This is a genomic window from Allobosea sp. CCNWLY174, assembly GCF_037120455.1.
Classification (GTDB): Bacteria; Pseudomonadota; Alphaproteobacteria; order Rhizobiales; family Beijerinckiaceae; genus Allobosea; species Allobosea lupini.
Map to the genome: position 1 here is coordinate 422,459 of NZ_JBBBBQ010000003.1, position 22,988 is coordinate 445,446.

The following is a 22,988-nucleotide window of genomic DNA, read 5'->3' on the forward strand; positions in this document are numbered from 1 at the left end:
TGGAGCCGGGATCGGCGCCGCCTGCGGCGGCTTGTCCGGGATGACATCTATGGGTGACGCAGGCTGATGCTCGACCCTTCTCTTCTCGAAGACCTGCTCGCCGAGGTCCGGCTGGCCCCGAGCGTCCACAACATCCAGCCGACGCGCTGGCGGCTTGTCGGCGGCGATGTGCTGCTCCTGCTGGAAGACATCGCGCGACGCCTGCCGGCCGCCGACCCCACGGGGCACGACGTCAGGCTCTCGCACGGTGCCGCGGTCGAAGGGCTGTCGCTGGCGCTCGGCCGGCATGGGCTGAGGATCGTCGAGATCGAGCCTGCGACTGAAGCCGCAATCTCGGGAGATCTGTTGCCGGTGGCGCGTATTGTTACCGCAGCCGGTGGCGCTCTCGATAAGCTGGCCGATCTGGTCGCCAGCCGCATCAGCTGGCGCGGTGGTTTCCGTGCCTTCGGTCCAGCCGGCGAAGCAGCTTTGGATGGGCTGGCGGCTTCGTCGACCGACCTGCTGCTCGTTCGCGATCCGCCGGCGGTGGGGGAGATCGCGCGGCTCGCCGACGAGGCCAGCTTCCACTTCCTCTGCGATGACGCCCATCGTGCCGAGTTGCTGCGCTGGATGCGGCTGTCGCGATCGGATCCGGCCTATGTGCGCGACGGGCTCAGCGCCGAGGCGATGGCGATGCCGGGCGTAGTCGCGTTCGGGACGAGGCTGGTGCTCGGGCCGCTGTTCCCGCCGCTGCGTCGGCTGGGTCTTGCAGCGAGGCTGGTGAGCGAGCGCGGCACGTTCGCGAACGGGGCCATCGCGCTCTTCCATCGGCCGGAGGGCGAGGACCCGCTCGTGACCGGGCGCGCCTTCTACCGGGCCTGGCTCGCGATGACGGCGCAGGGGCTCGCCGCCTGTCCGGTCTCGGTGCTGGCCGATCGGCCGGCGAGCAATAGGCAACTTATCGAGCGACACGGCGTTCCCAAAGGTCGCCGCCTCGTCAACGTCTTCAGGCTCGGCCTCGCCGCGGGTGCACCCGCGGCAGTGCGAGCCCGGTTGCCGGTAGCGGAGCTGATTGTCTGAACGCAGCCGCAAGGCTGGACAATCGGCGACGGGGCGACAGATTGAACAAAGGTCTTTCTGCGAGAGGATGCCAGGCATGCTGCCGGACGAGATGGTCAAGCGCTTCAGGGTCACGGACGGCGATGACTTCAAGCTGAAGCATTTCGACCCCGGCGAGACCTGCGGCCTCGACCTCGACAAGGACGGCGCGCGCGAATCGCTGCAGACCGGCGTCAAGCGCCTGCGCGAGCTGCAGGAACGGCTCTTTGCGGAGAAGCGCTGGTCGATTCTGATCGTGTTGCAGGCGATCGACACCGCCGGCAAGGACGGGACGATCGAGCACGTCATGTCCGGCGTCAATCCGCAGGGCTGCGAGGTCACCTCCTTCAAGGCGCCGAGCTCGCTGGAGCTGCGCCATGATTTCCTCTGGCGCACCGCGTGCGCGCTGCCGGAGCGCGGCGAGATCGGCATTTTCAACCGCTCCTATTACGAGGAGGTGCTGGTCGTGCGCGTGCACGAAGAGTTGCTGCGCAAGCAGGGACTGCCGCCCAAGCTCATCGGCAAGCATGTCTGGCGCGATCGCTTCGAGAGCATCCGCGATTTCGAGAAGCATCTGGCCCGCAACGGTACCGTCGTCCTGAAATTCTTCCTCAACCTGTCGAAGGACGAGCAGCGCCGGCGCCTGCTGGCGCGGATCGACGAGCCCGATAAGCACTGGAAGTTCGATGCGGGCGATCTCGCCGAGCGCAAGCATTGGGACGACTATCAGGGCGCCTACCAGGACGCGATCGCCGAGACGGCGAGCAAGCACGCGCCCTGGCATGTCGTTCCCGCCGACAACAAATGGTTCACCCGGCTGATCGTCGCGGCGACGATCGTCAACCGGCTGGAAAAGCTCGATCCGCAGTTCCCGGTGGTTGACGACGAGGCCCGCAAGGTCATGGCCAGGGCCCGAAAGGAACTGTTGGCCGAGGACGGCAAGCGCAAGCGCTGAGGCGGGTCAGCCGGCTTCGTTGGAGGGTGAGGCGTCGTCGCTGCGGACATAGCGCCAGAGCACCTCGGCGATCTCAGCCCGCTGGCGGAGCTTCGCCTTCGACGATGACATGTCCCATCGGAATTGCGCCTCGAAGGTGTGCCGGTTTGCGACCGAGAAGATCGAGAGGGCGTTCAGCGTGGCATGGAGCGCATGGGCATCGATCTCCGGCCTGATCGCGCCGAGGCTCTTGCCCTTGGCGAGCACGCGCTCGATCTGGCCGATGATCGGTCTTGTCATCTGCTGGAGCGTCTCGCTGCTGGCGACATGCCGGCCGCGATGGATGTTCTCGATCGCGACCAGCCGCACGAATTCCGGATTGGCCTGGTGGAAGTCGAAGGTGAACTCGGCGAGCCCGCGAATTGCCGCCTCCGGTGCGAGTGTCTCGAGATGCAGGCTCTCCTCCGCCTGGCGCATCCTGCCATAAGCCATCTCCAGCACGGCGACGAAGAGCTCTTCCTTCGAGTTGAAATAGTAGAAGATCAATCGCTTGGTGATCCCCGCCCGCGCGGCGATCGCGTCGGCATTGGCGCCGAGCAGCCCGTTCTCGGCGAACTCCTCGAAGGCGATCTGCAGGATCTCGGCCTTCGTCTTCTCGCGATCCCGGCGGCGGACCTTGGCCGGTTCGTTGCGGGCCGGCCTGCGCGTGGTCACTGCTGTCATCCCGCGATCCCGATTGCCCGTTCCGATTGGGAGGCTTGCCCGATCAGCTCATCCTACCGCGCTTGACAGTAATTATCCACCGGGTTAATCGGATCGCAATTATCCTGCAAGTTAATAGCAGCGGCGCATGGCGGTCATAGGGAGCCGTGGTACTATGAAGACCATCGCAATCGGCGTGATCGGCGCGGGGCTGATCGGGCGCAAGCATCTGGCCAAGATCGCCGCGCATCCCGACTTCGAGCTGGCGGGGATCGCCGACGTCAATGCCGAGCAGGTCGCAGCCCAGAATCCCGATGCGCGCGTCTTCGCCGACTATCGCGCGATGCTCGACGAGACCCGTCCGGACGCTGTCATCATCGCCTCGCCCAACCAGCTTCATGCGCAGAACGGCATCGAATGCGCCCGCCGCGGCATTCATATCCTGATCGAGAAGCCGGTCACCGACACGCTGGAGACGGCGACTGCGCTGATCGAGGCGACGAAGGCCGCCGGCATCCGCTCGCTGGTCGGCCATCATCGCCGCCATCATCGCCAGGTCGCGACCTTGCGTGCCCTGCTGAACGAGGGCCGGATCGGCGACCTCGTCGGCGTCTCGGCGATCTGGGCGGTGCACAAGCCGGACGCCTATTTCAGTGCGGCGCCCTGGCGGACGCAGGCCGGCGGCGGGCCGGTGCTGATCAACCTGATCCACGAGATCGACTTCCTGCGCTTTTCCGTCGGCGAGATCGTCGCGGTCGGCGCCGTCCTCTCCAACCGCCGGCGCGGCTTTGCCGTCGAGGACACGGCCGGGGTCCTGATCGAGTTTGAGAACGGCGCGATCGGCAGCTTCTTCGTCAGCGACAGCGCCGTCTCGCCCTGGACCACCGAACAGGGCGTCGGCGAGTCGCCGGAGTTCCCGTTCAGCGGCGAGAGCAGCTATCGCTTCATGGGCAGCCGCGGCGCGCTGGAATTCCCCAATCTGGTGCAGTGGACGCAAGGAAGTGAGGCTCCGAGCTGGAACCTGCCGATCCAGGCGCAGCGGATCCATGCGCCGACGCTCGACCCCTATATCGCCCAGCTCGACCATTTCCGCGCCCTGGTCAGGGGCGAGGCTGCCTCGCTGCAGCCGGTCGAGGACGGCGCGCGCACGCTGATCGCGACGCTCGCCGTAGCCGAGGCTGCCGCGAGCGGGCAGCGGATCGACCTGCGCGAGCGCTACGGGGCGTGCTGAACCTGCCGCGGTCGCGCGTCAGGCGCTGGCGAGCCGGCGATGGAGCTCCGCCACCGCTTCGTCGAGCGCATCCGCGATCAGCGCTTCCGCCCGCGGGGTGTAGCGGATCGCTGGGAGGGCAACGTTGAGTGAGCCGAGCGCCTGTCCGTCCTCGGCCAGCACCGCCTTCGCCAATCCTATGATGCCCGGGGTGAATTCCTCGTGCGAATAGGCGATGCCGTCGCGCCGGATCTGGTCGAGCTGCCGGCGGAGTTCCGCCGCTGAGGACAGCGTGTTGGCCGTGATCGGCTCGAACCTTACGCGCGCCAGGTACTCGTCCCGCCGATCCTGCAGCATATGCGCCAGGATGATCTTGCCGCCGGAGGTCGCATAGAGCGGCGCGAGATCGCCGAGCCGCATATGGGAGACCAGCCGCTGCGAGGAGCTAACGGTCGCCACCACTTCCGCGTCGTCGCCCTTGAGCATGTTCAGCGCCGCGGATTCGCCGGTCTGCGCGGTGATCCGCTCCAGCACCGGCTGGGCCAGCCCGACGAGGTCCTGCCGGCGTGAGGTCAGGCGCGCCATGCTGGTGAAGCGCTCGCCCAGGCGATAGCTCTTGCCGGCAGCCGAATAGGCGACGTAGCCGCGCCCCGTCGCGGTCTTGAGAAGCTGCGTCAGGCTGCTCTTGGGGATGCCGAGCGCCGCGGTGATCGCGCTGTGCGAGAGGCCGCCATTGACGCGCGCCAGCAATTCGAACAGGTCGAGCAGCCGATCGGCCGATTTCACGGTGCTGCGCGTGTCTTCGGTCGGCTCTACCCTCAACCTGGATCCCTCAGTTCATCAGTATGAACAAACTTAGCAAGCTCTTCCCAGGGAGAAAAGCGGGAGATCAGGGGCGGGCGGCCGCGTTTCGGGCAAGCAGCTGCCTTGTGGCGTCGCCCGCGCGCCGGGCGCGCTCCATGGGCGAGCAGGACGCGAAAGCGGCCGAAGGCGCCTCGACCCCGACCGGCGTATCGGGCGCGAACGCGTCGAGAAATGCGTCCAGCCACAATTCGCCGAGCCCCGGATAGAGCCGCTCCGCTCGCGCTTCGGCACGGAAGCCCGAGGCAGGAGGGCGCGCGGCGGGGGCGTCGCAGAGATGGATGTAGGAGAACAGGCCGGGGTCGTAACCGGCGATGTCGGCTGGGCTGCCGCCCGAGCGGCTGAGGTGCAGCGCATCGACCAGGAGACCGGCATCCCTGGGCGCCGCCTGCCGCAAGAGTTCATGCGCGCTGCCGAGATCGGCGATCGTCGCATACGGGATGAACTCCAGCATCGGCCGCAGCCCGCGTGCGTTCGCCAGCGTGCACAGGCGCCCGAAATTGTCGAGGAGGCGGGCGGATTCGACATCGAAGCCGACGGTCAGCACATGGCGCGCGCCGAGCTCGGCCCCGACGTCCAAAGCTGGCTCCAGATGGTCGACAGCGGTCTGCGGCGACAACCAGATGGCTTCGATGTCGAGGATGCGAATGCCCGTCGCGGCGAGCCGCTCCTTGATGCGGCGCTGCAGGGGGATGTCGCCGACCACGGGCACGATCGTATCGCCCGGCAGTGGCGGCACGATGCGCAGGCCGATCGCGTCGAAGCCGCCGGCCACGCCGGCATCGATCAGCTCCAGCGGGCCCGCATCGAGCACGGTGAGATGCGCGAGCGAGATCGATCTCATCGTCTGCTCTCCGGTTGACTCGAGTTGGCCATTATACAAAACTAGTTCCTGTAAATGAACAAATTGTGGGGAGGCAGCGATGACCGCAGCGAGCGATCAGGCTGACCGGCGCGCCATCCGCGACCTCCTGGAGAATTGGGTGGTCTGGCGCGATGCCGGCGACTGGGAGCGCTTCCGGGGCGTCTGGCATCCCGAGGGACGGATGATGGCGACCTGGTTCCAGGGGACGGGCGACGAATTCATCCGCGTCAGCCGCGAGGGCTTCGAACGCGGCGTTCGCATCCTGCACTTCCTCGGCGGTATCGCGATCGACGTCGCGGGCGCAAGAGCGATCTCCCAGACGAAGATGACGATCAACCAGCGCGCCGAGGTCGAGGGTGTCGTCTGCGACGTCGTCTGCACCGGCCGCTTCTACGATTTCCTCGAGAAGCGCGACGAGCGCTGGGGCATCGTGCTGCGGCAGCCGATCTACGAGAAGGACCGGATCGATCCGGTCGACCCTGCCGCCACGCTCGCGCTCGATCGCGAGGTGCTGATGCGCTTTCCGGAGGGCTATCGCCATCTCGCCTATCTGCAGACCCGCATCGGCTACAAGGTCAAGCCCGACATGCCCGGGCTCACCGGCCGCGAGGTCGAGGCGCTCTATGCCCGCGGCGCCGGCTGGCTGAAGGGCGCACCGGCCGACGAGCCTGCGGCGCCGGCGAGCTGAGGCCGACATGGCGAGCGTGGTTGTCCAGCCCTTCGTCTACCAGGCCGATCCGGCAGGGTGAGGCGTTCTGCGTGGCCGATGGCGTCGCCGCTGCGAGGGACGTGCCCCAAGTCTGACTGGCGACGAGGCAACGGGAGAACAGCGTGAGAAATTTCGACGAGCGCTCGATCACCGCCGCCGTCCGCGAGCGGGTGGGGCAGGCCAGCGATCCGCGCCTCCGTCAGGTCAGCGACGCTCTGATCCGCCATCTCCACGACTTCGTGCGCGAGATCGAGCCGACCCAGGAGGAGTGGTCGCGGGCGATCGCCTTCCTGACCCGTACCGGGCACATGTGTACCGCCAACCGTCAGGAGTTCATCCTGCTCTCGGACGCGCTCGGCGTCTCCATGCTGGTCGACGCGATCAATCACCACCTCCCGGGCGGCGCCACGGAGACCACGGTGCTCGGCCCGTTCTATGTGCAGGAGCCGCCGGAACTGCCGCTCGGAGCCAATATCTCGCCAGGGCTCGCCGGCGTGCCGCTGCTGGTCACCGGTTCGGTCAGCTCAGCCGGCGGTCCGGGGCTGGCCGGCGCGGCGGTCGATGTTTGGCATTCCGACGGCGAAGGCTATTACGACGTCCAGCAGTTCGACGAGGATCACGGTCTTGCCATGCGGGCAAGGCTGCGGACTGCGCCGGATGGCGCCTTCCATTTCTGGACGATCATGCCGGCCGCCTACCCGATCCCGAATGACGGGCCGGTTGGCGAGATGCTGGCGGCGCAGGGGCGCCATCCCTATCGGCCGGCCCATGTGCATTTCATGATCGCTGCGCCGGCGCATGAGCCGCTCGTCACCCATGTCTTCGTCGAGGGCGATGCCTATCTCGACTCCGACGTCGTATTCGGCGTCAAGGATTCGCTGATCCGTCCTTTCACCAAAATGCCGGCGGGCACGGCTCCCGATGGCACGCGGGTCGACCGGCCCTATCGCCACCTGCATTACGACTTCGCGCTGGCGCCGCAACGGCGCGTGGCTTGAGCCTCTGCCCGTCGTCGATGGAACGGGCTCTAGCGGGGCAATTTGCCGCGATGCGCCTTCGCAAGCACATCGGCCACGCGCTCTTCGCCCGAGCCGCAATCCCGGCCGGCGACCTCGGGAGAAATAGCCGAGAGCCGGATCGCGCTCGATGCTGCTCCGACCGCGCTCGCCCGGCGCGGCAGGGCTGTGATTCCAACGCTCGCCGCGAGCGCCGTGGCCATGTCTCGCCTGGTCAGGGTCATGCTGATCTCCCGTACTGGAATGAGGATTGGGCTCCCCTCGGATCGTTTTTCGCCCATCCCGCACGATGGCAGCAGCATGCCTCGGCCTCGGAAAGTGAGATTTGCTCAACCGGGCTTGAGAGATTCTTGGCCCGGTCGGAAAGGTCGGAAAACAGCGCTTCGGCAAGCGTTTAGCGGCGCCGGGACGCGTGATGAAAATCTCTTCAGAGCCCTGAAGAAAAACTCGTTGGTGCGACCGCGGGCGGCGACCCATCTTCGTTGCAACCGGCGGGCCTGATGGCCTGCCGCCGCAATGAGGACCTGCCATGACGACGCTTCTTCACATCGACGCCAGCGCCCGCGGCGACCGCTCGCTCAGCCGTGCCCTGTCAAGGGCCTTCGTCGAGGCCTGGCTGGCGCGCGAGCCCGCCGCCAATGTGATCGCCCGCGATGTCGGGCGCGATCCGCCGCCCTTCCTCAATGAGGCCTGGGTCGCAGCGGCGTTCACGCCCGAGGAGGCCCGCACGCCGGAGCACAAGGCGGAGCTCGCTCTGTCAGATGAGCTGATCGCAGAGCTCGCCGCCGCCGATGTCATCGTCATGGGCACGCCGATGTACAATTACGGCATGCCGGCGCAGCTCAAGTCCTGGTTCGACAAGATCATCCGGATCGGCAAGACCTTCAGCTTCGACCTGGCGCGCGGCGATTTTCCGCTGGAGCCGATCCTCAGCGGCAAGACGCTCGTGGTGCTGAGCTCGCGCGGCGAGTTCGGCTTCGGGCCGGGCGGCGTGCGTGCCGACATGAACCAGCTCGACCCGCATATCCGGACCTGCTCGCATTATCTCGGCGTCGAATCGATCCATACGATCGCGATCGACTATCAGGAGTTCGGCGATGCCCGGCACAAGCGCTCGATCGCCGAGGCGCATGCCGCGGTGCCGGGGCTGGTCGACGAGCTCATCGCCGGCCGCCGCGCCGAAGCGGCCTAGGTGAGGGAGTCGAAAGGCCTTGATCCAGAATCCGATCCCGTGGCCGAACGGGGCGCGCTGCGCCTGCGCCATCACCTTCGACGTCGATGCCGACAGCCTGATCCATATCGCCAGGCCGAAGGACAGCTGGAACCGGCTGTATCCGATCACCATGGGGCGCTACGGGCCGACCGTCGGCGTGCCGCGCATCCTCGAAACCTATCGCCGGCTCGGCCTGAAGCAGTCCTTCTTCATCCCGGGCTGGACGATGGAGCGCTATCCAGAGGCCGTCGAGGCGATCCTGACGGGAGGCCACGAGATCGGCCATCACGGCTATCTCCATGAGGACCCGGCCGAGATCTCGCCGGAGGCGCAGCGCAGCGCCTTCGAGAAGGCGCTCGCCATCCACCGGCGGATGACGGGTCTCACGCCGCGCGGCTATCGCGCGCCGGTCTACAACGCGACGCAGGCGACGATCGACCTCCTGATCGAGCACGGCTTTTCCTATGATTCCTCGCTGATGGCAGACGACATCCCCTACCGGATGCGGTCGGGCGGCAAGCATCTCTACGAGGTGCCGCCGCATTGGGGCTCGGACGACTGGCCGCCCTTCGCCCATTATGCCGAGATCGGCTACATGATGCCGGTGCAGCCGCCGGAGCAGGGCCTCGCGGCCTCCTTCGCCGAGTTCGAGGCGCAATACGAGGCCGGCGGCTTCTGGATGGGGATCTGGCACCCGTTCCTGACCGGGCGCCTGGCACGCTGGGCCGTGGTCGAGCGCTGGCTCGAGCAGGTGCTGGCGACGCGCAAGGTCTGGTTCGCGCCGCTGGAGGAGATCGTCGCTCATGTCGAGCGACTGGTCGCGGCCGGCGAATACCAGGTCCGGACCGAGGAACTGCCCTATTTCACGCAGCCTGTGGCAGGGTGAGCTCGGGCGCCTCGCGCCGGCGGAAGGCGGCGGCCTCGGCGCGCAGCCAGTCGCGGAACAGCACGGTCGAGCGCTTGCGCGGCGTCGCGCCCTCGACCAGCCGAAAGGCGAAGCCCGGCAGGCTGCCGCCGTCGAGGCGCACCAGGCTGCCGTCGCGCAAGGCATCGTCGACGAGGACACCGCTGCACAGCAGCGGGCCCAGCCCGCGACCGGCGGCGTGCAAGGCCAAAGTCTCCTCGCTGAACCAGGACTGGCGGAAGTCTGGCACCCTTCCCGGCAGCGCCTGCGCCAGCCAGGCCGACCAGTCCGGAGTTTCGAGCGCGCGGTTCTTCCAGCGGTAGCCGATCAGCGGGCGACCGAGCATGTCGGCGATGCCTGCGCGGCGTCCGGCCGGGCAGAGATCGCCGGAAGCGACGGCGATGTAGCTGTCCTCCAGCAGCACGGTCTGACGCTGATCGGCCGGGACCGGGCCATAGCGGATGGCGAGGTCGATGCCCTCGGCGCGCAGGTCCATCACCTCCTCGGAGGCGTCGATATGGACGGTGATCGCTGGATGGGCTGCGTGGAAAGCCGGGAGGCGCGGCATCAGCCAGCGCTCGGCGAAGGCGCGGGTGGTCGAGACGGTAACGGAGTCGGCCGAGCGGGTATCGTCGAGCAAAGCGAAGGCATCGGCGAGCCGATCGAAGCCGTCGCGCAGAAGCGGGAACAACGTCTCGCCGGCGGCGGTCAGCGCGAGCGCCCGCGCCTGGCGCTCGAACAGCTTCAGGCCGAGCACGGCTTCGAGATGGCGCACCTGATGGCTCACCGCCGTTACCGTGACGCAGAGCTCGTTGGCGGCCTGGGTGAAGCTGAGATGGCGCGCCGTCGCCTCGAAGGCGCGTACCGCATTGAGCGAAGGCAGCTTGCGCATGATGAGCCTCCCGTCAGGCGATCTGGTAGTGCGCGTCGGTCGGATGCATGGCGTTGACCGGCACCATGTCCTGCGGGCAGGCCGAGAAGACGACGATCAGGTCTATCTCGGCGCGCAGGGCGATATGCTGGCCGGGTTCGCTGACCGGCGCCTCGAAGGCAAGGCTGCCATCGGCGCGCACCGGCACGTTCATGAACAGGTTGAGCGGGCTCGGCGTCAGCGGCACGGCGATGCCGAGCTCGGCGAGCGCGGCCTTGAGGTTGTCGGTGCAGCTGTCGTGATGGCCGTGCGCGCCGAGCTGGCGATAGCGATGTTCGTCGCAGGCGGCGATCAGCATGTCGTGGATGCCGGGGGTGGTGTCCTCGACCACGGTCAGCATCGGGTTGCGGCGATTGCTGACCAGCGTGTCGCCGACCGCCGGCATCAGCTTCAGGATCGCGGCCCGGCTGTGCTCCATCGAGAGGTGCTCGTCGATATCGGCGGCGCTGAAGGCCCAGGTGTCCACGACCTGCTTGCCATGAGTATTGACGACGCGGACGCTCTGGCCGCGCTTGACCCTTGCGGCGACGCCGCTGCGGGCCGGGATCAGTTCGAGCGCCGGCTGGAGCGCTCCGACCTGCTTGTTCATGGCGATCTCCTCGCTGGCTCATTCGCTATGCCGGCAAGGAAACCCTCAATCGTTATGCAAATCCAATAATTTGATTTGGCTTCATTATCAGAAAATCATATGAAGCTAGCATGCGCCTGCGCCAGCTCGAATGCTTCCGCGCCTTGATGATCCACGGCACGATGACGCGCGTCGCCGAACTTCTCGGGATCTCGCAGCCCGGCGTCAGCACGATGATCGCCGCGTTGGAGCATGATTTCGGCGTGCCGCTGTTCGTGCGGCGCGGCACGCGGCTGCAGCCGACGGCGGAGGCGCATCTGATCTATGCGGAGGCGAGCCGGGCGCTGGAGGCGGTCGAGAACACTATGCGGGTGGCGGGAGAGATCCGGGCCGGCAAGCGCGGGCATCTCGCGATCACCGCCTATCCCAGCATCTCGATCGCGCTGCTGCCGCGGCTGCTCTCGGTCTTCGCCGCCGAGCGGCCGGGCCTGCAAATGAAGATCATCACGCGGGCATCGCAGAGCGTGAAGGAGCTGATGTCGACGCGGACCTTCGACTTCGCCATCGCCGAATTGCCGCTCGACTATCCGACGGCGCAGATGGAGGTCTTCAGCTATCAGTGCCAGTGCATGCTGCCGCTCGGCCATCCCCTGGCGGAACGCGAGGAGATCACCCCGGCCGATCTCGACGGCTTGCCCTTCGTCACCCTGTTCCGCGGCGATCCCGTCTACCAGAAGCTCGCCGCTGCCTTCTCCGAATATGGCGCGCGCTGGAATGTCGTTGCCGAGACGGAGTTCTTCTCCTCGGCCTGCGAGCTCGTCGCCGCCGGCATCGGTGTCGGGATTGTCGATCCCGTGGTCAGTGCGCCGTTCACGGCCGACATCGTGTGCCGGCCGTTCCGGCCGGCGATCTCCTACGAGATCGCCATCCTGCATCCGCTGCACGAGGAGCTGTCGCAGCTCGCGCGCGAGTTCATGGTCCCGCTGCGCGAGGCTTTGACGGCCTGATCTCTTGCGATAGTCGGTCAGACGTGGCCGTATTTCGCCAGAGCATCGGCGAGCGAGAGCCCGCGCGAGAGCTCGCGCCGGATGTTGACCTCGACGGCGGTCAGCCGCTCGGCTTCGGCCAGCACCTCCTCGATCCGCTCGGCCGGGATGACGATGGCGCCGTCATCGTCGGCGAGGATGAAGTCGCCCGGCTTGATCTCGACATAGCGGCTGGTCGCGCCGCGCATCAGCACCGGGACCTGGCTGGCGTTGACCTTCCAGCGGCCGATCGACTGCACCGGCGTGCGGTAGCGCGCATAGACCGGGAAGGCCTGCTCGCCGATCCAACGGATGTCGCGGATGCCGCCGTCGACGAGCGCGCCGACGCAGCCCTTCTCCTTCATGCCGATCGCGATCAATTCGCCGAAATAGCAGATGCCTTCGCCGTCGCCGCTCCAGACCGTGACCTCGCCGGGCGAGACGCCCTGGCAGGCCTTCATCTTCTCGGCGTCACCGCCGAGCGGGAACGGCGTCATCTGGCCGCGGATGGTATAGGCGAAGCCGGCGAGCTGTCCGGTGGTCGCGGGGTAGGGAGCAAATTGCGGTGCGAGGCCCTGGTCCGGCAGGCCGAGCGTGTCGAGCACGTCGGCGACGTTGGAGGTGTCGACGGCAAGGAAGCGGCGGCGGATGTCCTCGCGCCAGATGGCGTCGCGCTGGGGCAGTTCGGTCATGATTTCAGATCCTTTCAGATGCTCTGGAGATAGCCGCCATCGACCCGGATGACCGAGCCGGTGATGTAGGCGGCGCGGGCGCTGGCGAGGAAGGCGACGGCGTCGGCGTATTCCTCGGGCGTGCCGTAGCGGCCGAGCGGGATCGCGCCCGTGCTCTCGGCGACGATGTCGGCGAGCGGCCGGCCTTCGCGCTTGGCTTTCTGCTCGTCGAGAAAGAGGATGCGGTCGGTAGCGATCCGCCCCGGCAGGATGACGTTGCAGGTGATGCCGGACGCCGCGACCTCGCGCGCCAGCGTCTTCGACCAGCCGACCAGTGACAGGCGCAAGGCGTTCGAGATGGCGAGGTTCGGGATCGGAGCGACAACTCCCGAGGAGGTCGAGGTGACGATACGCCCGAAGCCGCGCTCGCGCATGCCCGGCAGCACCTTGTCGGTGAGCGCGATGACGGAGAGCACCATCGCCTGGAACTGCGCCGTCCAGGTCTCGGATGGCACGCCGGCGGCGAGGCTCGGCGGCGGACCGCCGGTGTTGTTGACGAGAATGTCGACCGGCCCGAGCGCCTCGGCGATCGCGGCAAGATGCTCGTCGGCCTCGTCGAGGCGGCCGATGTCCCAGCGCCGCGCCAGATGCGGTGCGCCCAGAGCGGAGAGGTCAGCGGCCCTGGCGGCGAGCGCCGTCTCGTCGATGTCGGCGAGCGCGACCTTGGCTCCCTCACGAGCCAGCGTCCTGGCGATGGCGCGGCCGAGCCCGCCGCCGGCACCCAGTACGAGCGCCGTGCGTCCAGCAATTCCCAGATCCATGATGGTTCCTCGTGAGTCCGGCTTACGAGCCGATGCGCAGGGGAGCGTCGAGCTTGCGCAGATAGGAGATGACCGAGAGCGCGGTGATGCGGCCGGTCTTCGGGTTGTCGCTCGGCACGTTCTCGATCGTCATCGAGAAGCTGGCTGAGTCGGCGTCGACCTCGATCGTATGGGTGTTGCGGGTCAGCGCCGGATCGGCCCAGATCTCCAGCGTCGTCCGGTCGGGCCCGATGCCGGCGAGCGAGAGCGCGACGGCGACGTTGAGATTGGCCGGGAAGCCGATCGCGGCCTCGCGCGGCGTGCCACTGAAGACCCGGGTCGGTTCGGTCACGTCGTCGAGGGTAATGTTGTTATCGATGAGATAGGGCGCGCCGACGAGGCCGCGCACCGGCTTGCGCGTGATCATCCGGACCGAGCGGATCACGCCCTCGGCCGCGGCGGTGACGGCATCGAGGCCGAGCAGCGCGCCGGTCGGCACGACGATCTGGCCGCCGTGGGCGCGGGCGATCTCGATGAGGCCCTCATGCGAGAGGATGGCGCCGGAGCTCAGCACGATCACCGTCTTGCCGGCACGCAGGAAGGGCTCGGCGATGGCCGACAGCAGCGCGGCCGGGGCGCATTCGACGACGATGTCGGCGAGTGCTTCGAGTTCCTCGATCGCCACCACCGGGATCGGCCGGGAGAGATGCGAGAGCCGCTCGCGCGCCTTGTCGCGGTCATGAGCGGAGACGGCGACGAGTTCGCAGCCGGGCACGCCCTGGTCGAGCACGCTGGCGATCTTGAGGCCGACGGCGCCGAGACCGGCGATGGCGACCCGCCGGCGCGGATGCGCGCCGGGTGCGGAAGGGGACGTCATGGGCGTTTCCTTGTCTTGTCGTCAGCCGGCCTGAGGAGCCGGGAAGAGGCTGGCGTAATGGCGCGCGCAGGCGCCGGCCGTGGTGAACCAGATGCGGTCCTGATGCTTGTTGAGATGGTCGAGCACCCGGCGGAACTGCCGGATGCGGAAAGGCTGGCCGACGATGAAGGTGTGGATCGTCATGCCGTAGACCAGCGCCTGCTGCTCGGACTGGACCAGCATCTCGTCGAGATTGTCGATCGCCATGTCGGCGAAGGCCTGCGCCGTGCCGTCATGCAGTACAACCATCGGCACGTCGTTGACCTCGTGCGGATAGGGCATCGCCAAGAGGGGCCCGCCCTTGGTCTTCAGCCAGACCGGCTGGTCGTCCATCGGCCAGTCCATGGTGTAGGCGTAGCCGGCTTCAGCCAGCAGGTCCTCGGTGCTGGCGCTGGGATGGGCGCCCGGGCTCATCCAGCCTGAGGGCGCAGCGCCCTCATGGCTCGCGATCGCCTGCGTCGCCTCGGCGATCAGCCGCCGCTCGGCCTCGATCTCCATGCCGTTCTGATGCTCGGAATTGGTGCGGCCATGGGCGACGATCTCGTCGCCGCGGCGGCGGTGGGCTGCGACCAGCTCCGGGCAGTGCGCGTAGCATTCGGTGTTGAGCAGCACCGAGAGCGGCAGGCGGTACTCGTCGAAGAGCTCGATCAGCCGCCAGCCGCCGACGCGGTTGCCGTATTCGCGCCAGGCCCAGTTGTAGGTGTTGGGGTGCTGGAGCCCTGGCGAATAGGGCAGGCCGAGCCCCGAGCCATAGGCGAAGTGCTCGACGCAGAGCGCGACATAGACGGCGAGCCGCTTGCCGCCCGGCCAGGTGAAGTCCGGCCGGTCGACGATGGGCGAGTAGGGGAAGCGTCCGGGGCTGGGCAGCATGAGCGTGCGTCCGTCAGGGGCGATAATCGGTCGGGGCGACGACCGAGGAGAGATCGACTGTCGCGACGTTGTCACGCGTCACCAGCAGCGCCGGCATGACGACACGGGCTTCGACCGGCTGCTTCGCCGCGGCCTTCAGCGCCTGCGCCATCGCGGCCTTGCCCTGGGCGACGACCTGCTGGATCGAGGTGCAGGCGATGTCGCCGTCCTTCAGCATCTGCTGGGCGGTGGGGCTGAAGTTCGAGGCCGAGACCTTCACAGGCTTGCTCGCCGACTTGAAGGCCGAGACGACGCCGGCGGCCATGTCGTCGGTCGCGGCATAGATGCCGGCGAGGTCGGGGAAACGCTGCGTCCAGTCCTCGGCGGTGCCGAGCGCAGCGTTGCGGTTGTCGGCGAGACGGGATTCGGCGACGATCTTGACGTCGGGCGCCGCCTTGGCCAGCGCCTCGCGGAAGCCCTTGGCGCGCAGGTCCGACCAGGCCTGGCCGGCAGGGCCCGCCATCATCGCGACCGTGCCCTTGCCGCCGACCGCCTTGGCGAGACATTCGGCCTGGAGCTTGCCCATGTCGGCATGGTCGGCGCTGACCAGGGAGGCGAGCTTCGGCGTGTTCGGCGGCGAGGAGATGCCGACGACCGGGATGCCGGCCTCGATCGCGCGCTCGACGATCGGCTTCACCGCGTCGCCATTGGTGGCGCCGATCACGATCGCCGCAACCTTGCGCTGGATCAGGTCCTGCACCTGGGCGATCTGCTGCGAGGCGTTGGCGTCGCCGCCGGCATTGAGCTTCAGAACCGTGGCGCCGCTCGCCTTCGCCTCGCTCTCCATGCCGTAGACGGCCGAGATCCAGAAGGAGGAGGCGAGGTTCGGCACGGCGATGCCGATCGTCTTCTCCTGGGCGAGGGCCGGCTGCGCCAGCGCGGCGACGGCGATGGAGGCAAGCAGGAGGCTGCGACGGGTCAGGGACGTCATGGCGATATCTCCTTGGTCTGGCGGTTGCGGGAAAAAAGCGAGCGGAGTGCGGTGTCCATCAGGCCGGAGCCGAGGATGACGAGGCCGACGGTGACCTGCGCCAGGAAGGGCGAGACCCCGGTGAGGTTGAGCCCGGTCAGCACGACCTGGACGAAGAAGGCACCGGCAGCGACGGCGAGGGCGTTGGCGACGCCGCCGGACAGGGCGGTCCCGCCGATGATCGCGGCGGCGATCGCCTGCAATTCCATGCCGGCGCCTTCGGTCGGCAGGCCGGCGCCGGCCCTGGCCGTCATCAGCGCGCCGGCGAGCCCGGCGAAGAGGCCGCAGAGCTGGTAGGCGCGGATCTGGAGCGCGCCGGCATCGGCGCCGACCAGGCCGACGGCTTCGGGATTGGCGCCGAGCATCAGGATGCGCTTGCCGAGCGTGGCGTGGCTCAGGAGAAACTTGGCACCGAGGACGCAGACGAGGGCGAGCCAGGCCAGCGGCGGCAGGCCGAGCACGGGGTCGAAGGCGAGGCTGGTGGCCTGGCCGGCTTCGGTGAGCGGTACGGCCTGGCCGTCATCGCTGACCAGCAAAGCGAGCCCTTTCAACGCGACCAGCGAGCCGAGCGTCGCGACGATCGGCTGCAAGGCGAGACGGCCGATCAGCCAGCCGTTCAGCGTGCCGCAGGCGAGGCCCACGAGGGGAGCGACCAGCAGGCCGGCCAGCCCGAAGCTGTTGGCGGCCATTGCGGCGAGGGTTCCGGCGAGCGCCGCGATGGCGCCGACGGAGATGTCGAAGCCGCGGGCCGCCAGGGCGAACATCTGGCCGGTCGCGAGCAGGACGAGGACCCAGGCCTGGCCGGCGATGCTGGCGGCATTGCCGAGCGAGAGGAAGCCGGGCGCGACCGCGGCGAAGATCAGGCCGGCGGCGAGAATGCCGGCGGGCGCGACCAGCAGGCGTGGGGCGATGGCGGCGCTCATCCGCGCCTCCCACCGATCAGAATGCGGGCGGCGTTGCCGAGGAAGGCCCAGTCGCGCTGCAGCAGCACGGCAGCGACGACGAGCGCGCCGAGCAGGATGAGCTGGTAGGCGGTCGGCAGGTTGAGCAGCACCACGATGTTGTTGAGCATGGCGACGATCAGCACGCCGCAGGCGACCTGCAGCACATTGCCGCGCCCGCCGCCGAGCGGCAGCCCGCCGACGGCACAGGCGGCGATGGTCTCGAAGGGCAGGTTCGGCGCGAGCATGGGCTGGCCCGAGGCGACGCGGCTGGTCAGGATGACGGCGCCGAGCGCGCAGAACAGGCCCGCCACGGCATAGCCGGCAAAGACGAGGCGGGGCACGGAAAGCCCTGCGAGCCTGGCGGCCGTCGCATTGGCGCCGACCAGATACCAGCCGCGTCCGAGCCGGGTCTTGGCGAGCAGGACATGCAACAGAGCGAAGGCGACGGCGGCGCAGAGGATCGGGACGGGGATGCCAAGAATGCGGCCGCGGGCCGGGAAGGAAAAGGCGTCCGAGGGCGGCGCATCGATCGGCAGACCGCCGGCGAGCCAGGCCGCGAGACCCGAAGCGATCATCAGCATGCCGAGCGTCGCGATCACCGGCGGCACGGCAAAGCGCGCGACGAGCAGGCCGTTGACCATGCCGACACCCACGATCAGCAACGCGCCAAGGAGGAAGGCGCCGACGACACCGGCCGTCGGGAGAGCCATGACGATGACGACGCTCGCCAGCGCCGCCGAGGCACCGAAGGAGAACTCGATGCCGGCGAGGATGACGACGATGGCCTGGCCGCAGGCGACGATGCCGAGGATGGCGGCGATGCGCAGCACGTTCTCGATATTGCCGAGCGTGCCGAAGCGCGGCACCGCCAGGGCGGCCAGCCCGAAGAGCAGCGCGGTCACGATCAGGATGGCTGGCGGGCGCAGGATGGCAGGCATGCTGGGCGGGCCCCGGTCGCCGAGAGGAAAGCTGCTCACGCCGCGGCCTTTCCGGCGAGCGCGGCCATGATCGTTTCGGTCGAGGCATCTCCCGGCAGGTCCTGCGCGATCGAGCCGTCCCGGACCACGAGGTAGCGGTCGCAGAGCGCGGTGAGCTCATCGAGGTCGCTCGATGCGACCAGAACGGCCACGCCGGTGCGGGCCATGTCGATGACGGCGCGGTGGATCATGGCGCGGGCCGCGACATCGACCCCGCGCGTCGGCTCGAGCAGGACGAGAGCGCGCAGGTTCGGCAAGGCGAGGCAGCGCGCGATCAGGAGCTTCTGCTGGTTGCCGCCGCTGAAGCTCGCGGCCTCGGCATCGGGGCGGGCCGGGTGCAGGTGCAGGCGGCGCAGCAGCGGCTCGATCGCATTGCGCTCGCGTGCCTTGCCGAGGAGGCCGCGGGCGGAGAAGCGCCCGAGCGCGCTGGCCGAGGCGTTGCCGATCGCGCTGACCGGCGGAAACAGCCCCTCGGCATGGCGGTCGGCCGGAACATAGGCGACGCCGAGGCGGACGGCCGCGCGCCGGTCGCCGAGGGCGAAACTCTGCTCGCCGACGGCGATCTCGCCCTGCCCGGGAGCGGCACCGGCCAGGGTCGCGGCGATGGCGAGCGCGCCGGAGCCGACCAGGCCCGCGAGGCCGACGATTTCGCCGGCGCTTACCGAGAGGTCGAGACTATGGCCAGTCGCCATGTGGACATTGGTTGTCGTCAGGACGGGTTCCGTCCGGGCGCTGCCCGAACGGTGCTCGTGCTCGACCTGCATGCCCAGCATCGCCTTGACCAGCGTGGCGCGGTCGTGCCGGCCGATCGGGGCTGCGTCGATCACGGTGGCGCCGTCGCGCAGCACGGTGACCTCGTCGGCGAGGCGCTCGATCTCGTCGAACTTGTGCGAAATGAAGAGCACGGCTGTCCCGCCTGCGCAGAGATCGCGGACCACGGCAAAGAGCCGGTCGGCCTCGGCCCCGTTCAGCGCTGCAGTAGGCTCGTCGAGGACGAGTATGCGGCAATTGCGGCCGACGCCGCGGGCGATCTCGAGCAACTGGCGCTCGCCGAGCGAGAGCGACGAGACCGCGCGGTCGAGATCGAGGTCGAGCCCGACGCGGGCGAGCCAGGTCTTGGCCTCGCCCCGGGGCACCAGCGCCTTGCGGCTGAGGCCGGCCCGGCCGGCAACGAGCTGGAAGGCGGAAAGGTTGTCGAGGACGGAGAGCTCGGGAAACAGGCTCAGATGCTGGTAGATCGGCACGATCCCGGCGGCGATCGCTTCGGCCACCGAGCGGAAGGCGACGGGCTTCCCGGACAGAGCGACGCTGCCGCTATCGGGCTTCACCGCGCCGACGATGATCTTCACCAGGGTGGATTTGCCGGCGCCGTTCTCGCCGAGCAGAGCGTGGACGCGGCCGGCGCGCAAGGTCAGGTCGGCGCTGCGCAGTGCGCAGGTCGCGCCATAGCGCTTGGCGATGTCGCGCATGGCGAGCGCGATCGCTGGCTCGATCGTCATCGGCAGTTCCCCGTTCACCGGTGCCTTGCCCAGGGCAGGTCCGGCGTTGACGAGACGATGAAGCCGTCGCCCGGTCGTCACAAACGAATTGTTCGGCGCTCATGCATGATCTAGTCTCATGCATGAGAGAGGTGCTGCATGCGAAAGAGGCGTCTGCCGCCATTGAATGCGCTGCGCGGTTTCGATGCTGCTGCGCGCCATCTGTCGTTCACCAAGGCGGCCGAGGAGCTGAGCCTGACGCAGGGCGCCGTCAGCCGGCAGGTCAAGGAGCTCGAGCTCCATCTCGGGCAGGAGCTGTTCCGCCGCTTCACCCGCAGGATCGAGCTCACCGCCGAGGGCGAGCAGTTCTTCCGGAGCGTCGAGAGCATGCTCGACGAGCTCGAGCGCGCCGCCGGCCGCTTCAGTCGGCGCAAGGACAGGGCGACGTTGACGGTGTCGGTGTTGCCGACGATCGCCTCGGTCTGGCTGATGCCGCGGCTTCACCTCTTCACCAGCCTGCACCCGCAGATCGAGCTGCGCGTCGTCTCGTCGATCGAGCCGGCGGATCTGCTCGCCCATGAGGCCGATGTCGCGATCCGCGTCGGCCGCCTGCCGGGTCGGCATTACGAGCGCAACCAGCCACGGATCGAGCTATCCATGCTGACGCGCTGGGACGGGGTCCATGCCGACGAACTCTTTCCCGATCGGCTGGTCCCGGTCTGCTCACCGGGTCTGTTAGGTGAGACGGACGTCACTCCGGCCGATCTGGTGCGCTGGCCGCTGATCCATACCTCGACGCGCCGCCATGCCTGGCCCGACTGGCTCAAGGCTCACGGCGTGCGCGCGGCGGTCGAGATCGAGCAAACGCTGCAGTTCGGGCATTTCTTCATGTCGCTCGATGCGGCGCGCCAGGGCCGTGGCATTGCCCTGGTGCCGGACATCATCCTGGCGCATGAGGAGGGCATGCGCGGCTTAACCGTTCCGCTGACCAGCGAGCTCGACAGCGCCGGAGAATATTACCTCCTGATCCACGAAAGCCGTTTCGACGATCCGCGCGTGCAAGGTTTCAGGAACTGGGCTTTGAAGGAGTCGTTCAAAGTTCGCGGCAATCCACCGAAGCTCATCCCGGCCTGACAGGGCGAAGGGTGGCGGCTGGCGATGTTGTGATCAGGCGGGACCAGAAGAGCAAAAAGCGCGGGAATATCCAGCGCTTGCGTGCGTCTCAAATCAAGTCATCTCTTTTGGAACGGATATTCCGAGCGACGCCGCGCTGCCGCTGCCATGCAGCAGGTACTGCCTGCCGCACAGGCCGTGAACCATGAAGAGGCGGCGAACACGCATGTTCCGCCATCGCAAGATGGTCAGGGCAGGTCGGGGCTGCTTATCCGCAGCGCCATTCGCTTCGCTCGGGACAAGCCTTCAGAACCGTCGAGAGTGAGAACAGGACGGTTGCGCCGCGGCCGCCTCGGCTGGGCGAATTGTAGCTCAGTGGTGCAGCAACGGTGAGGCCCGCCTCGACGGAATCGTTGAACCGCAGGCGCACGCCGCCACCCACCGCGGAGAGGGACTGGACGATGTCTTTCGGCACCGCATAGCTGCGAACGGCTCCCCCCTCGACGAAGCCGAAAAGCTGGACGTTCTTCAGGAAAGACAGAGCCGGCCGGTAGTCGTAGCGCAGCTCGGCCGAACCGGCGATGCCGTTGTCGCCGGCGAGCCAGCCGCTCTGGAAAGCGCGGCCGAAGGCGGCGCCGCCAAGATAGAATTGCTGCGAGATCAGCAGCGCCTCGGAGCTGACCTGACCGGAGGCCGCAAGCCTCATCGACCAGTTGCCGCCAAGGCCCTGATAGCGCGTCAGCGCGCCCTGCAGGGCGTAGAAGTTGCCCGAGCCGTCGAAGCGCGAGAGCAGCGGGTCGTAGCGGCGTGAGGCGCCGTCGATGCCGAGGCCCTTGCGCAGGCCGAGCGTGGCATAGGTCGTCCCTTGCCAATCATCGCGAAGGCGATAGTCGGCGGTCAGGCTCGCGATCCGCAGGCGGTCGCGGTAGTTGACGCCGAAGGCGCTCTCCTCGGTGACGTTGCTCAGCCCGAACCCTGCGGTGAGCGAGAGCGACTGCCGCTGTGTCTGCAATGCGACGATGGTCGCTCTGGCCTCCAGGTTCTCGGCATCGGACCGAACACGGTCGAGGCGACGCAGGTCGCCGGGCCAGACCACGCTGCGCGAGGCCGAGACGCCGACCCGCAGCCAATCGCCGCCGAGCGGTGCGTCATAGGAGATGCGGCCATAGCGGAGCTCCCGCGTCGAGCCCGGTACCGATGAGAGATTGACCGCCAGCGTATCGCCGGGGATGAGCAGCGAATTCAGCGCGGCGCCGAAATAGGCCTGCCAGGGGCCGACGGCATTCGAAGCCGCATTGTCGAAGCCCGCGGAGACGAACACGCTCCAGCTGTCGAGCATCACGGTCAGGCGAAAGCGTCCGGTACCGGTGCCGATCTCCTCCAGCGTGGTGTCCTTGACGCGCACGCCCGGCAGATCGTTGACGAGCAGGAGCCGGCGCTCGAGCGTCTCCAACCTGGCCGGCGTCTCCTCGCTGATCGGCGCCAGCATGCGGCGCGTGCCGAAGCGGTTAGCCTCGTCGCCCTGCACCACGAGCTCGCTGATGGTACCGGCGATGATCCGGATCGTGACGATGCCGCCCTTGATGTCCTGGGGCGGGACGATCGCGCGTGTCAGATGATAGCCGGCGTCGCGATGGAGCTGGCCGATCTGGTTCGCGAGGGCGGCGAGGCCCGTTTGTGAGATCGGCCTGCCGAGCCTGTCCCGATAGACGGCAGCGATATCGCCGGAATCGAGTGGACTGTCGCCTTCGATCCTCACCGCGGCAAGCGTGAACAGCGCCCGGTCTTCGCCGGCCGGTTGGTCGGGCGCGGATCTGGCAGTCGGGACCGAGATCCCGGTTTGGGTTTCCTGCAGCCGCTCGGCCCGCCGCTGCTCGAGACCCTGGTCACTGGGCTGGATTGGCGGAACCGGACGGAGGCTGCCCTGGGCATGCGCCGGTGCGATCAAGACTGGCGAACACAGAGAGAGCAGAAGTATCGCTGCCCGCAAGCTGTCGCTGCACAGCTTGTCCGCCCGCCGCCGTGCCATGCCCAGTACGCATCCGCCTTTTTGGGCTCAGCCAGCCTGCACCCCACCAAAATCGGTAAATAGACATGGTTAATCAAAGCTTAATACGGCCTTCGATTATAGACGACTACGCTAAGTCAGAATTCAGAACTGGCTGTTAGCAAAGGGGCATAGCTGGCTTTCACCT

General features: G+C 67.9%; 24 protein-coding genes. 9 read left to right on the top strand and 15 right to left on the bottom strand.

Annotation, left to right across the window (positions count from 1 at the left end; translation table 11 throughout):
* Positions 1-66: 66 nt before the first annotated feature.
* Positions 67-1,059: a hypothetical protein gene (locus tag V7S63_RS13025; RefSeq protein WP_336530513.1), complete on the top strand. Its 993-nt coding sequence runs from the start codon at positions 67-69 to the stop codon at positions 1,057-1,059.
* A 76-nt stretch (positions 1,060-1,135) separates the two neighbouring features.
* Positions 1,136-2,032 carry a polyphosphate kinase 2 family protein gene (locus tag V7S63_RS13030; RefSeq protein WP_336530514.1) on the top strand — a complete coding sequence of 299 codons (897 nt, stop codon included), beginning with the start codon at positions 1,136-1,138 and terminating at the stop codon, positions 2,030-2,032.
* A gap of 6 nt (positions 2,033-2,038) precedes the next feature.
* On the opposite strand, the gene V7S63_RS13035 is transcribed toward V7S63_RS13030, so the two are convergent.
* On the bottom strand, positions 2,039-2,734 hold the full coding sequence (locus tag V7S63_RS13035; RefSeq protein WP_336530515.1) for a TetR/AcrR family transcriptional regulator: 696 nt from the start codon (positions 2,732-2,734) through the stop codon (positions 2,039-2,041).
* Positions 2,735-2,888: 154 nt separating this feature from the next.
* On the opposite strand from V7S63_RS13035, the gene V7S63_RS13040 reads away from it, so the two are divergent.
* Positions 2,889-3,944: a Gfo/Idh/MocA family protein gene (locus V7S63_RS13040; protein ID WP_336530516.1), complete on the top strand. Its 1,056-nt coding sequence runs from the start codon at positions 2,889-2,891 to the stop codon at positions 3,942-3,944.
* A gap of 18 nt (positions 3,945-3,962) precedes the next feature.
* Here V7S63_RS13040 and V7S63_RS13045 read toward each other — a convergent pair whose 3' ends face one another.
* Positions 3,963-4,709: an IclR family transcriptional regulator gene (locus V7S63_RS13045; RefSeq protein ID WP_336530517.1), complete on the bottom strand. Its 747-nt coding sequence runs from the start codon at positions 4,707-4,709 to the stop codon at positions 3,963-3,965.
* 103 nt (positions 4,710-4,812) lie between these two features.
* Positions 4,813-5,628, bottom strand: coding sequence for a sugar phosphate isomerase/epimerase family protein (locus V7S63_RS13050; protein ID WP_336530518.1), 816 nt, complete (start codon positions 5,626-5,628; stop codon positions 4,813-4,815).
* A 79-nt stretch (positions 5,629-5,707) separates the two neighbouring features.
* On the opposite strand from V7S63_RS13050, the gene V7S63_RS13055 reads away from it, so the two are divergent.
* Both V7S63_RS13055 and V7S63_RS13060 read left to right on the top strand, forming a co-directional pair.
* Complete coding sequence (locus V7S63_RS13055) at positions 5,708-6,337, top strand: nuclear transport factor 2 family protein (RefSeq protein WP_336530519.1); 630 nt, start codon at positions 5,708-5,710, stop codon at positions 6,335-6,337.
* A 143-nt stretch (positions 6,338-6,480) separates the two neighbouring features.
* On the top strand, positions 6,481-7,356 hold the full coding sequence (locus V7S63_RS13060; RefSeq protein ID WP_336530520.1) for a dioxygenase family protein: 876 nt from the start codon (positions 6,481-6,483) through the stop codon (positions 7,354-7,356).
* 29 nt (positions 7,357-7,385) lie between these two features.
* Here the strand turns inward: V7S63_RS13060 and V7S63_RS13065 are convergent, their stop codons facing one another.
* Positions 7,386-7,676 carry a hypothetical protein gene (locus V7S63_RS13065; protein ID WP_336530521.1) on the bottom strand — a complete coding sequence of 97 codons (291 nt, stop codon included), beginning with the start codon at positions 7,674-7,676 and terminating at the stop codon, positions 7,386-7,388.
* Between the two features lie 227 nt (positions 7,677-7,903).
* Here V7S63_RS13065 and V7S63_RS13070 point away from each other — a divergent pair, with 227 nt between their 5' ends.
* Positions 7,904-8,566 (top strand): FMN-dependent NADH-azoreductase, encoded by a 663-nt coding sequence (locus V7S63_RS13070; RefSeq protein WP_336530522.1) that lies wholly within the window; start codon positions 7,904-7,906, stop codon positions 8,564-8,566.
* A gap of 19 nt (positions 8,567-8,585) precedes the next feature.
* The gene (locus tag V7S63_RS13075) at positions 8,586-9,473 is read left to right on the top strand and encodes a polysaccharide deacetylase family protein (RefSeq protein ID WP_336530523.1); all 888 of its coding nucleotides are present in this window, start codon (positions 8,586-8,588) and stop codon (positions 9,471-9,473) included.
* Here the strand turns inward: V7S63_RS13075 and V7S63_RS13080 are convergent.
* Both V7S63_RS13080 and V7S63_RS13085 read right to left on the bottom strand, forming a co-directional pair.
* Positions 9,451-10,383: a LysR substrate-binding domain-containing protein gene (locus tag V7S63_RS13080; RefSeq protein ID WP_336530524.1), complete on the bottom strand. Its 933-nt coding sequence runs from the start codon at positions 10,381-10,383 to the stop codon at positions 9,451-9,453. The two genes, V7S63_RS13075 and V7S63_RS13080, sit on opposite strands and share 23 nt — an antisense overlap.
* Positions 10,384-10,396: 13 nt before the next feature.
* Positions 10,397-11,011 carry an urea carboxylase-associated family protein gene (locus V7S63_RS13085; RefSeq protein WP_336530525.1) on the bottom strand — a complete coding sequence of 205 codons (615 nt, stop codon included), beginning with the start codon at positions 11,009-11,011 and terminating at the stop codon, positions 10,397-10,399.
* 110 nt (positions 11,012-11,121) lie between these two features.
* On the opposite strand from V7S63_RS13085, the gene V7S63_RS13090 reads away from it, so the two are divergent.
* Entirely contained in the window at positions 11,122-11,997 is an 876-nt protein-coding gene (locus tag V7S63_RS13090) for a LysR substrate-binding domain-containing protein (RefSeq protein WP_336530526.1), read from the top strand.
* Positions 11,998-12,014: 17 nt separating this feature from the next.
* On the opposite strand, the gene V7S63_RS13095 is transcribed toward V7S63_RS13090, so the two are convergent.
* The 8 genes from V7S63_RS13095 to V7S63_RS13130 are packed head-to-tail and all read right to left on the bottom strand — an operon-like array spanning position 12,015 to position 19,701.
* Positions 12,015-12,707, bottom strand: a complete 693-nt coding sequence (locus V7S63_RS13095; RefSeq protein WP_336530527.1) for an RraA family protein — start codon at positions 12,705-12,707, stop codon at positions 12,015-12,017.
* A gap of 14 nt (positions 12,708-12,721) precedes the next feature.
* Positions 12,722-13,507 carry an SDR family oxidoreductase gene (locus V7S63_RS13100; RefSeq protein ID WP_336530528.1) on the bottom strand — a complete coding sequence of 262 codons (786 nt, stop codon included), beginning with the start codon at positions 13,505-13,507 and terminating at the stop codon, positions 12,722-12,724.
* A gap of 22 nt (positions 13,508-13,529) precedes the next feature.
* A complete protein-coding gene (locus tag V7S63_RS13105) occupies positions 13,530-14,363 on the bottom strand; it encodes an aspartate dehydrogenase (RefSeq protein WP_336530529.1) in 834 nt (277 codons plus the stop codon).
* A 21-nt stretch (positions 14,364-14,384) separates the two neighbouring features.
* A complete protein-coding gene (locus V7S63_RS13110) occupies positions 14,385-15,272 on the bottom strand; it encodes a polysaccharide deacetylase family protein (RefSeq protein WP_336530530.1) in 888 nt (295 codons plus the stop codon).
* 13 nt (positions 15,273-15,285) lie between these two features.
* A complete protein-coding gene (locus V7S63_RS13115) occupies positions 15,286-16,242 on the bottom strand; it encodes a TMAO reductase system protein TorT (protein WP_336530531.1) in 957 nt (318 codons plus the stop codon).
* On the bottom strand, positions 16,239-17,204 hold the full coding sequence (locus tag V7S63_RS13120) for an ABC transporter permease (protein ID WP_336530532.1): 966 nt from the start codon (positions 17,202-17,204) through the stop codon (positions 16,239-16,241). The genes V7S63_RS13115 and V7S63_RS13120 overlap by 4 nt, the downstream gene beginning before the upstream one ends.
* Positions 17,201-18,202, bottom strand: a complete 1,002-nt coding sequence (locus V7S63_RS13125; RefSeq protein WP_336530533.1) for an ABC transporter permease — start codon at positions 18,200-18,202, stop codon at positions 17,201-17,203. The genes V7S63_RS13120 and V7S63_RS13125 overlap by 4 nt, the downstream gene beginning before the upstream one ends.
* Complete coding sequence (locus tag V7S63_RS13130; RefSeq protein WP_336530534.1) at positions 18,199-19,701, bottom strand: sugar ABC transporter ATP-binding protein; 1,503 nt, start codon at positions 19,699-19,701, stop codon at positions 18,199-18,201. The genes V7S63_RS13125 and V7S63_RS13130 overlap by 4 nt, the downstream gene beginning before the upstream one ends.
* A gap of 138 nt (positions 19,702-19,839) precedes the next feature.
* On the opposite strand from V7S63_RS13130, the gene V7S63_RS13135 reads away from it, so the two are divergent.
* Positions 19,840-20,814 (top strand): LysR substrate-binding domain-containing protein, encoded by a 975-nt coding sequence (locus V7S63_RS13135; protein ID WP_336530535.1) that lies wholly within the window; start codon positions 19,840-19,842, stop codon positions 20,812-20,814.
* A gap of 247 nt (positions 20,815-21,061) precedes the next feature.
* On the opposite strand, the gene V7S63_RS13140 is transcribed toward V7S63_RS13135, so the two are convergent.
* Positions 21,062-22,822, bottom strand: a complete 1,761-nt coding sequence (locus V7S63_RS13140) for a ShlB/FhaC/HecB family hemolysin secretion/activation protein (protein ID WP_336530536.1) — start codon at positions 22,820-22,822, stop codon at positions 21,062-21,064.
* Positions 22,823-22,988 lie beyond the last annotated feature (166 nt).

Bases quoted from the DNA above. Each gene is read 5' to 3' on its own strand.
- V7S63_RS13040 (WP_336530516.1), top strand. From the start codon at position 2,889: ATGAAGACCATCGCAATCGGCGTGATCGGCGCGGGGCTGATCGGGCGC.
- V7S63_RS13080 (WP_336530524.1), bottom strand. From the start codon at position 10,383: ATGCGCAAGCTGCCTTCGCTCAATGCGGTACGCGCCTTCGAGGCGACG.
- V7S63_RS13085 (WP_336530525.1), bottom strand. From the start codon at position 11,011: ATGAACAAGCAGGTCGGAGCGCTCCAGCCGGCGCTCGAACTGATCCCG.
- V7S63_RS13115 (WP_336530531.1), bottom strand. From the start codon at position 16,242: ATGACGTCCCTGACCCGTCGCAGCCTCCTGCTTGCCTCCATCGCCGTC.
- V7S63_RS13130 (WP_336530534.1), bottom strand. From the start codon at position 19,701: ATGACGATCGAGCCAGCGATCGCGCTCGCCATGCGCGACATCGCCAAG.
- V7S63_RS13025 (WP_336530513.1), top strand. From the start codon at position 67: ATGCTCGACCCTTCTCTTCTCGAAGACCTGCTCGCCGAGGTCCGGCTG.
- V7S63_RS13135 (WP_336530535.1), top strand. From the start codon at position 19,840: ATGCGAAAGAGGCGTCTGCCGCCATTGAATGCGCTGCGCGGTTTCGAT.
- V7S63_RS13065 (WP_336530521.1), bottom strand. From the start codon at position 7,676: ATGCTGCTGCCATCGTGCGGGATGGGCGAAAAACGATCCGAGGGGAGC.
- V7S63_RS13105 (WP_336530529.1), bottom strand. From the start codon at position 14,363: ATGACGTCCCCTTCCGCACCCGGCGCGCATCCGCGCCGGCGGGTCGCC.
- V7S63_RS13100 (WP_336530528.1), bottom strand. From the start codon at position 13,507: ATGGATCTGGGAATTGCTGGACGCACGGCGCTCGTACTGGGTGCCGGC.
- V7S63_RS13030 (WP_336530514.1), top strand. From the start codon at position 1,136: ATGCTGCCGGACGAGATGGTCAAGCGCTTCAGGGTCACGGACGGCGAT.
- V7S63_RS13050 (WP_336530518.1), bottom strand. From the start codon at position 5,628: ATGAGATCGATCTCGCTCGCGCATCTCACCGTGCTCGATGCGGGCCCG.
- V7S63_RS13095 (WP_336530527.1), bottom strand. From the start codon at position 12,707: ATGACCGAACTGCCCCAGCGCGACGCCATCTGGCGCGAGGACATCCGC.
- V7S63_RS13035 (WP_336530515.1), bottom strand. From the start codon at position 2,734: ATGACAGCAGTGACCACGCGCAGGCCGGCCCGCAACGAACCGGCCAAG.
- V7S63_RS13140 (WP_336530536.1), bottom strand. From the start codon at position 22,822: ATGGCACGGCGGCGGGCGGACAAGCTGTGCAGCGACAGCTTGCGGGCA.
- V7S63_RS13110 (WP_336530530.1), bottom strand. From the start codon at position 15,272: ATGCTGCCCAGCCCCGGACGCTTCCCCTACTCGCCCATCGTCGACCGG.
- V7S63_RS13070 (WP_336530522.1), top strand. From the start codon at position 7,904: ATGACGACGCTTCTTCACATCGACGCCAGCGCCCGCGGCGACCGCTCG.
- V7S63_RS13090 (WP_336530526.1), top strand. From the start codon at position 11,122: ATGCGCCTGCGCCAGCTCGAATGCTTCCGCGCCTTGATGATCCACGGC.
- V7S63_RS13120 (WP_336530532.1), bottom strand. From the start codon at position 17,204: ATGAGCGCCGCCATCGCCCCACGCCTGCTGGTCGCGCCCGCCGGCATT.
- V7S63_RS13055 (WP_336530519.1), top strand. From the start codon at position 5,708: ATGACCGCAGCGAGCGATCAGGCTGACCGGCGCGCCATCCGCGACCTC.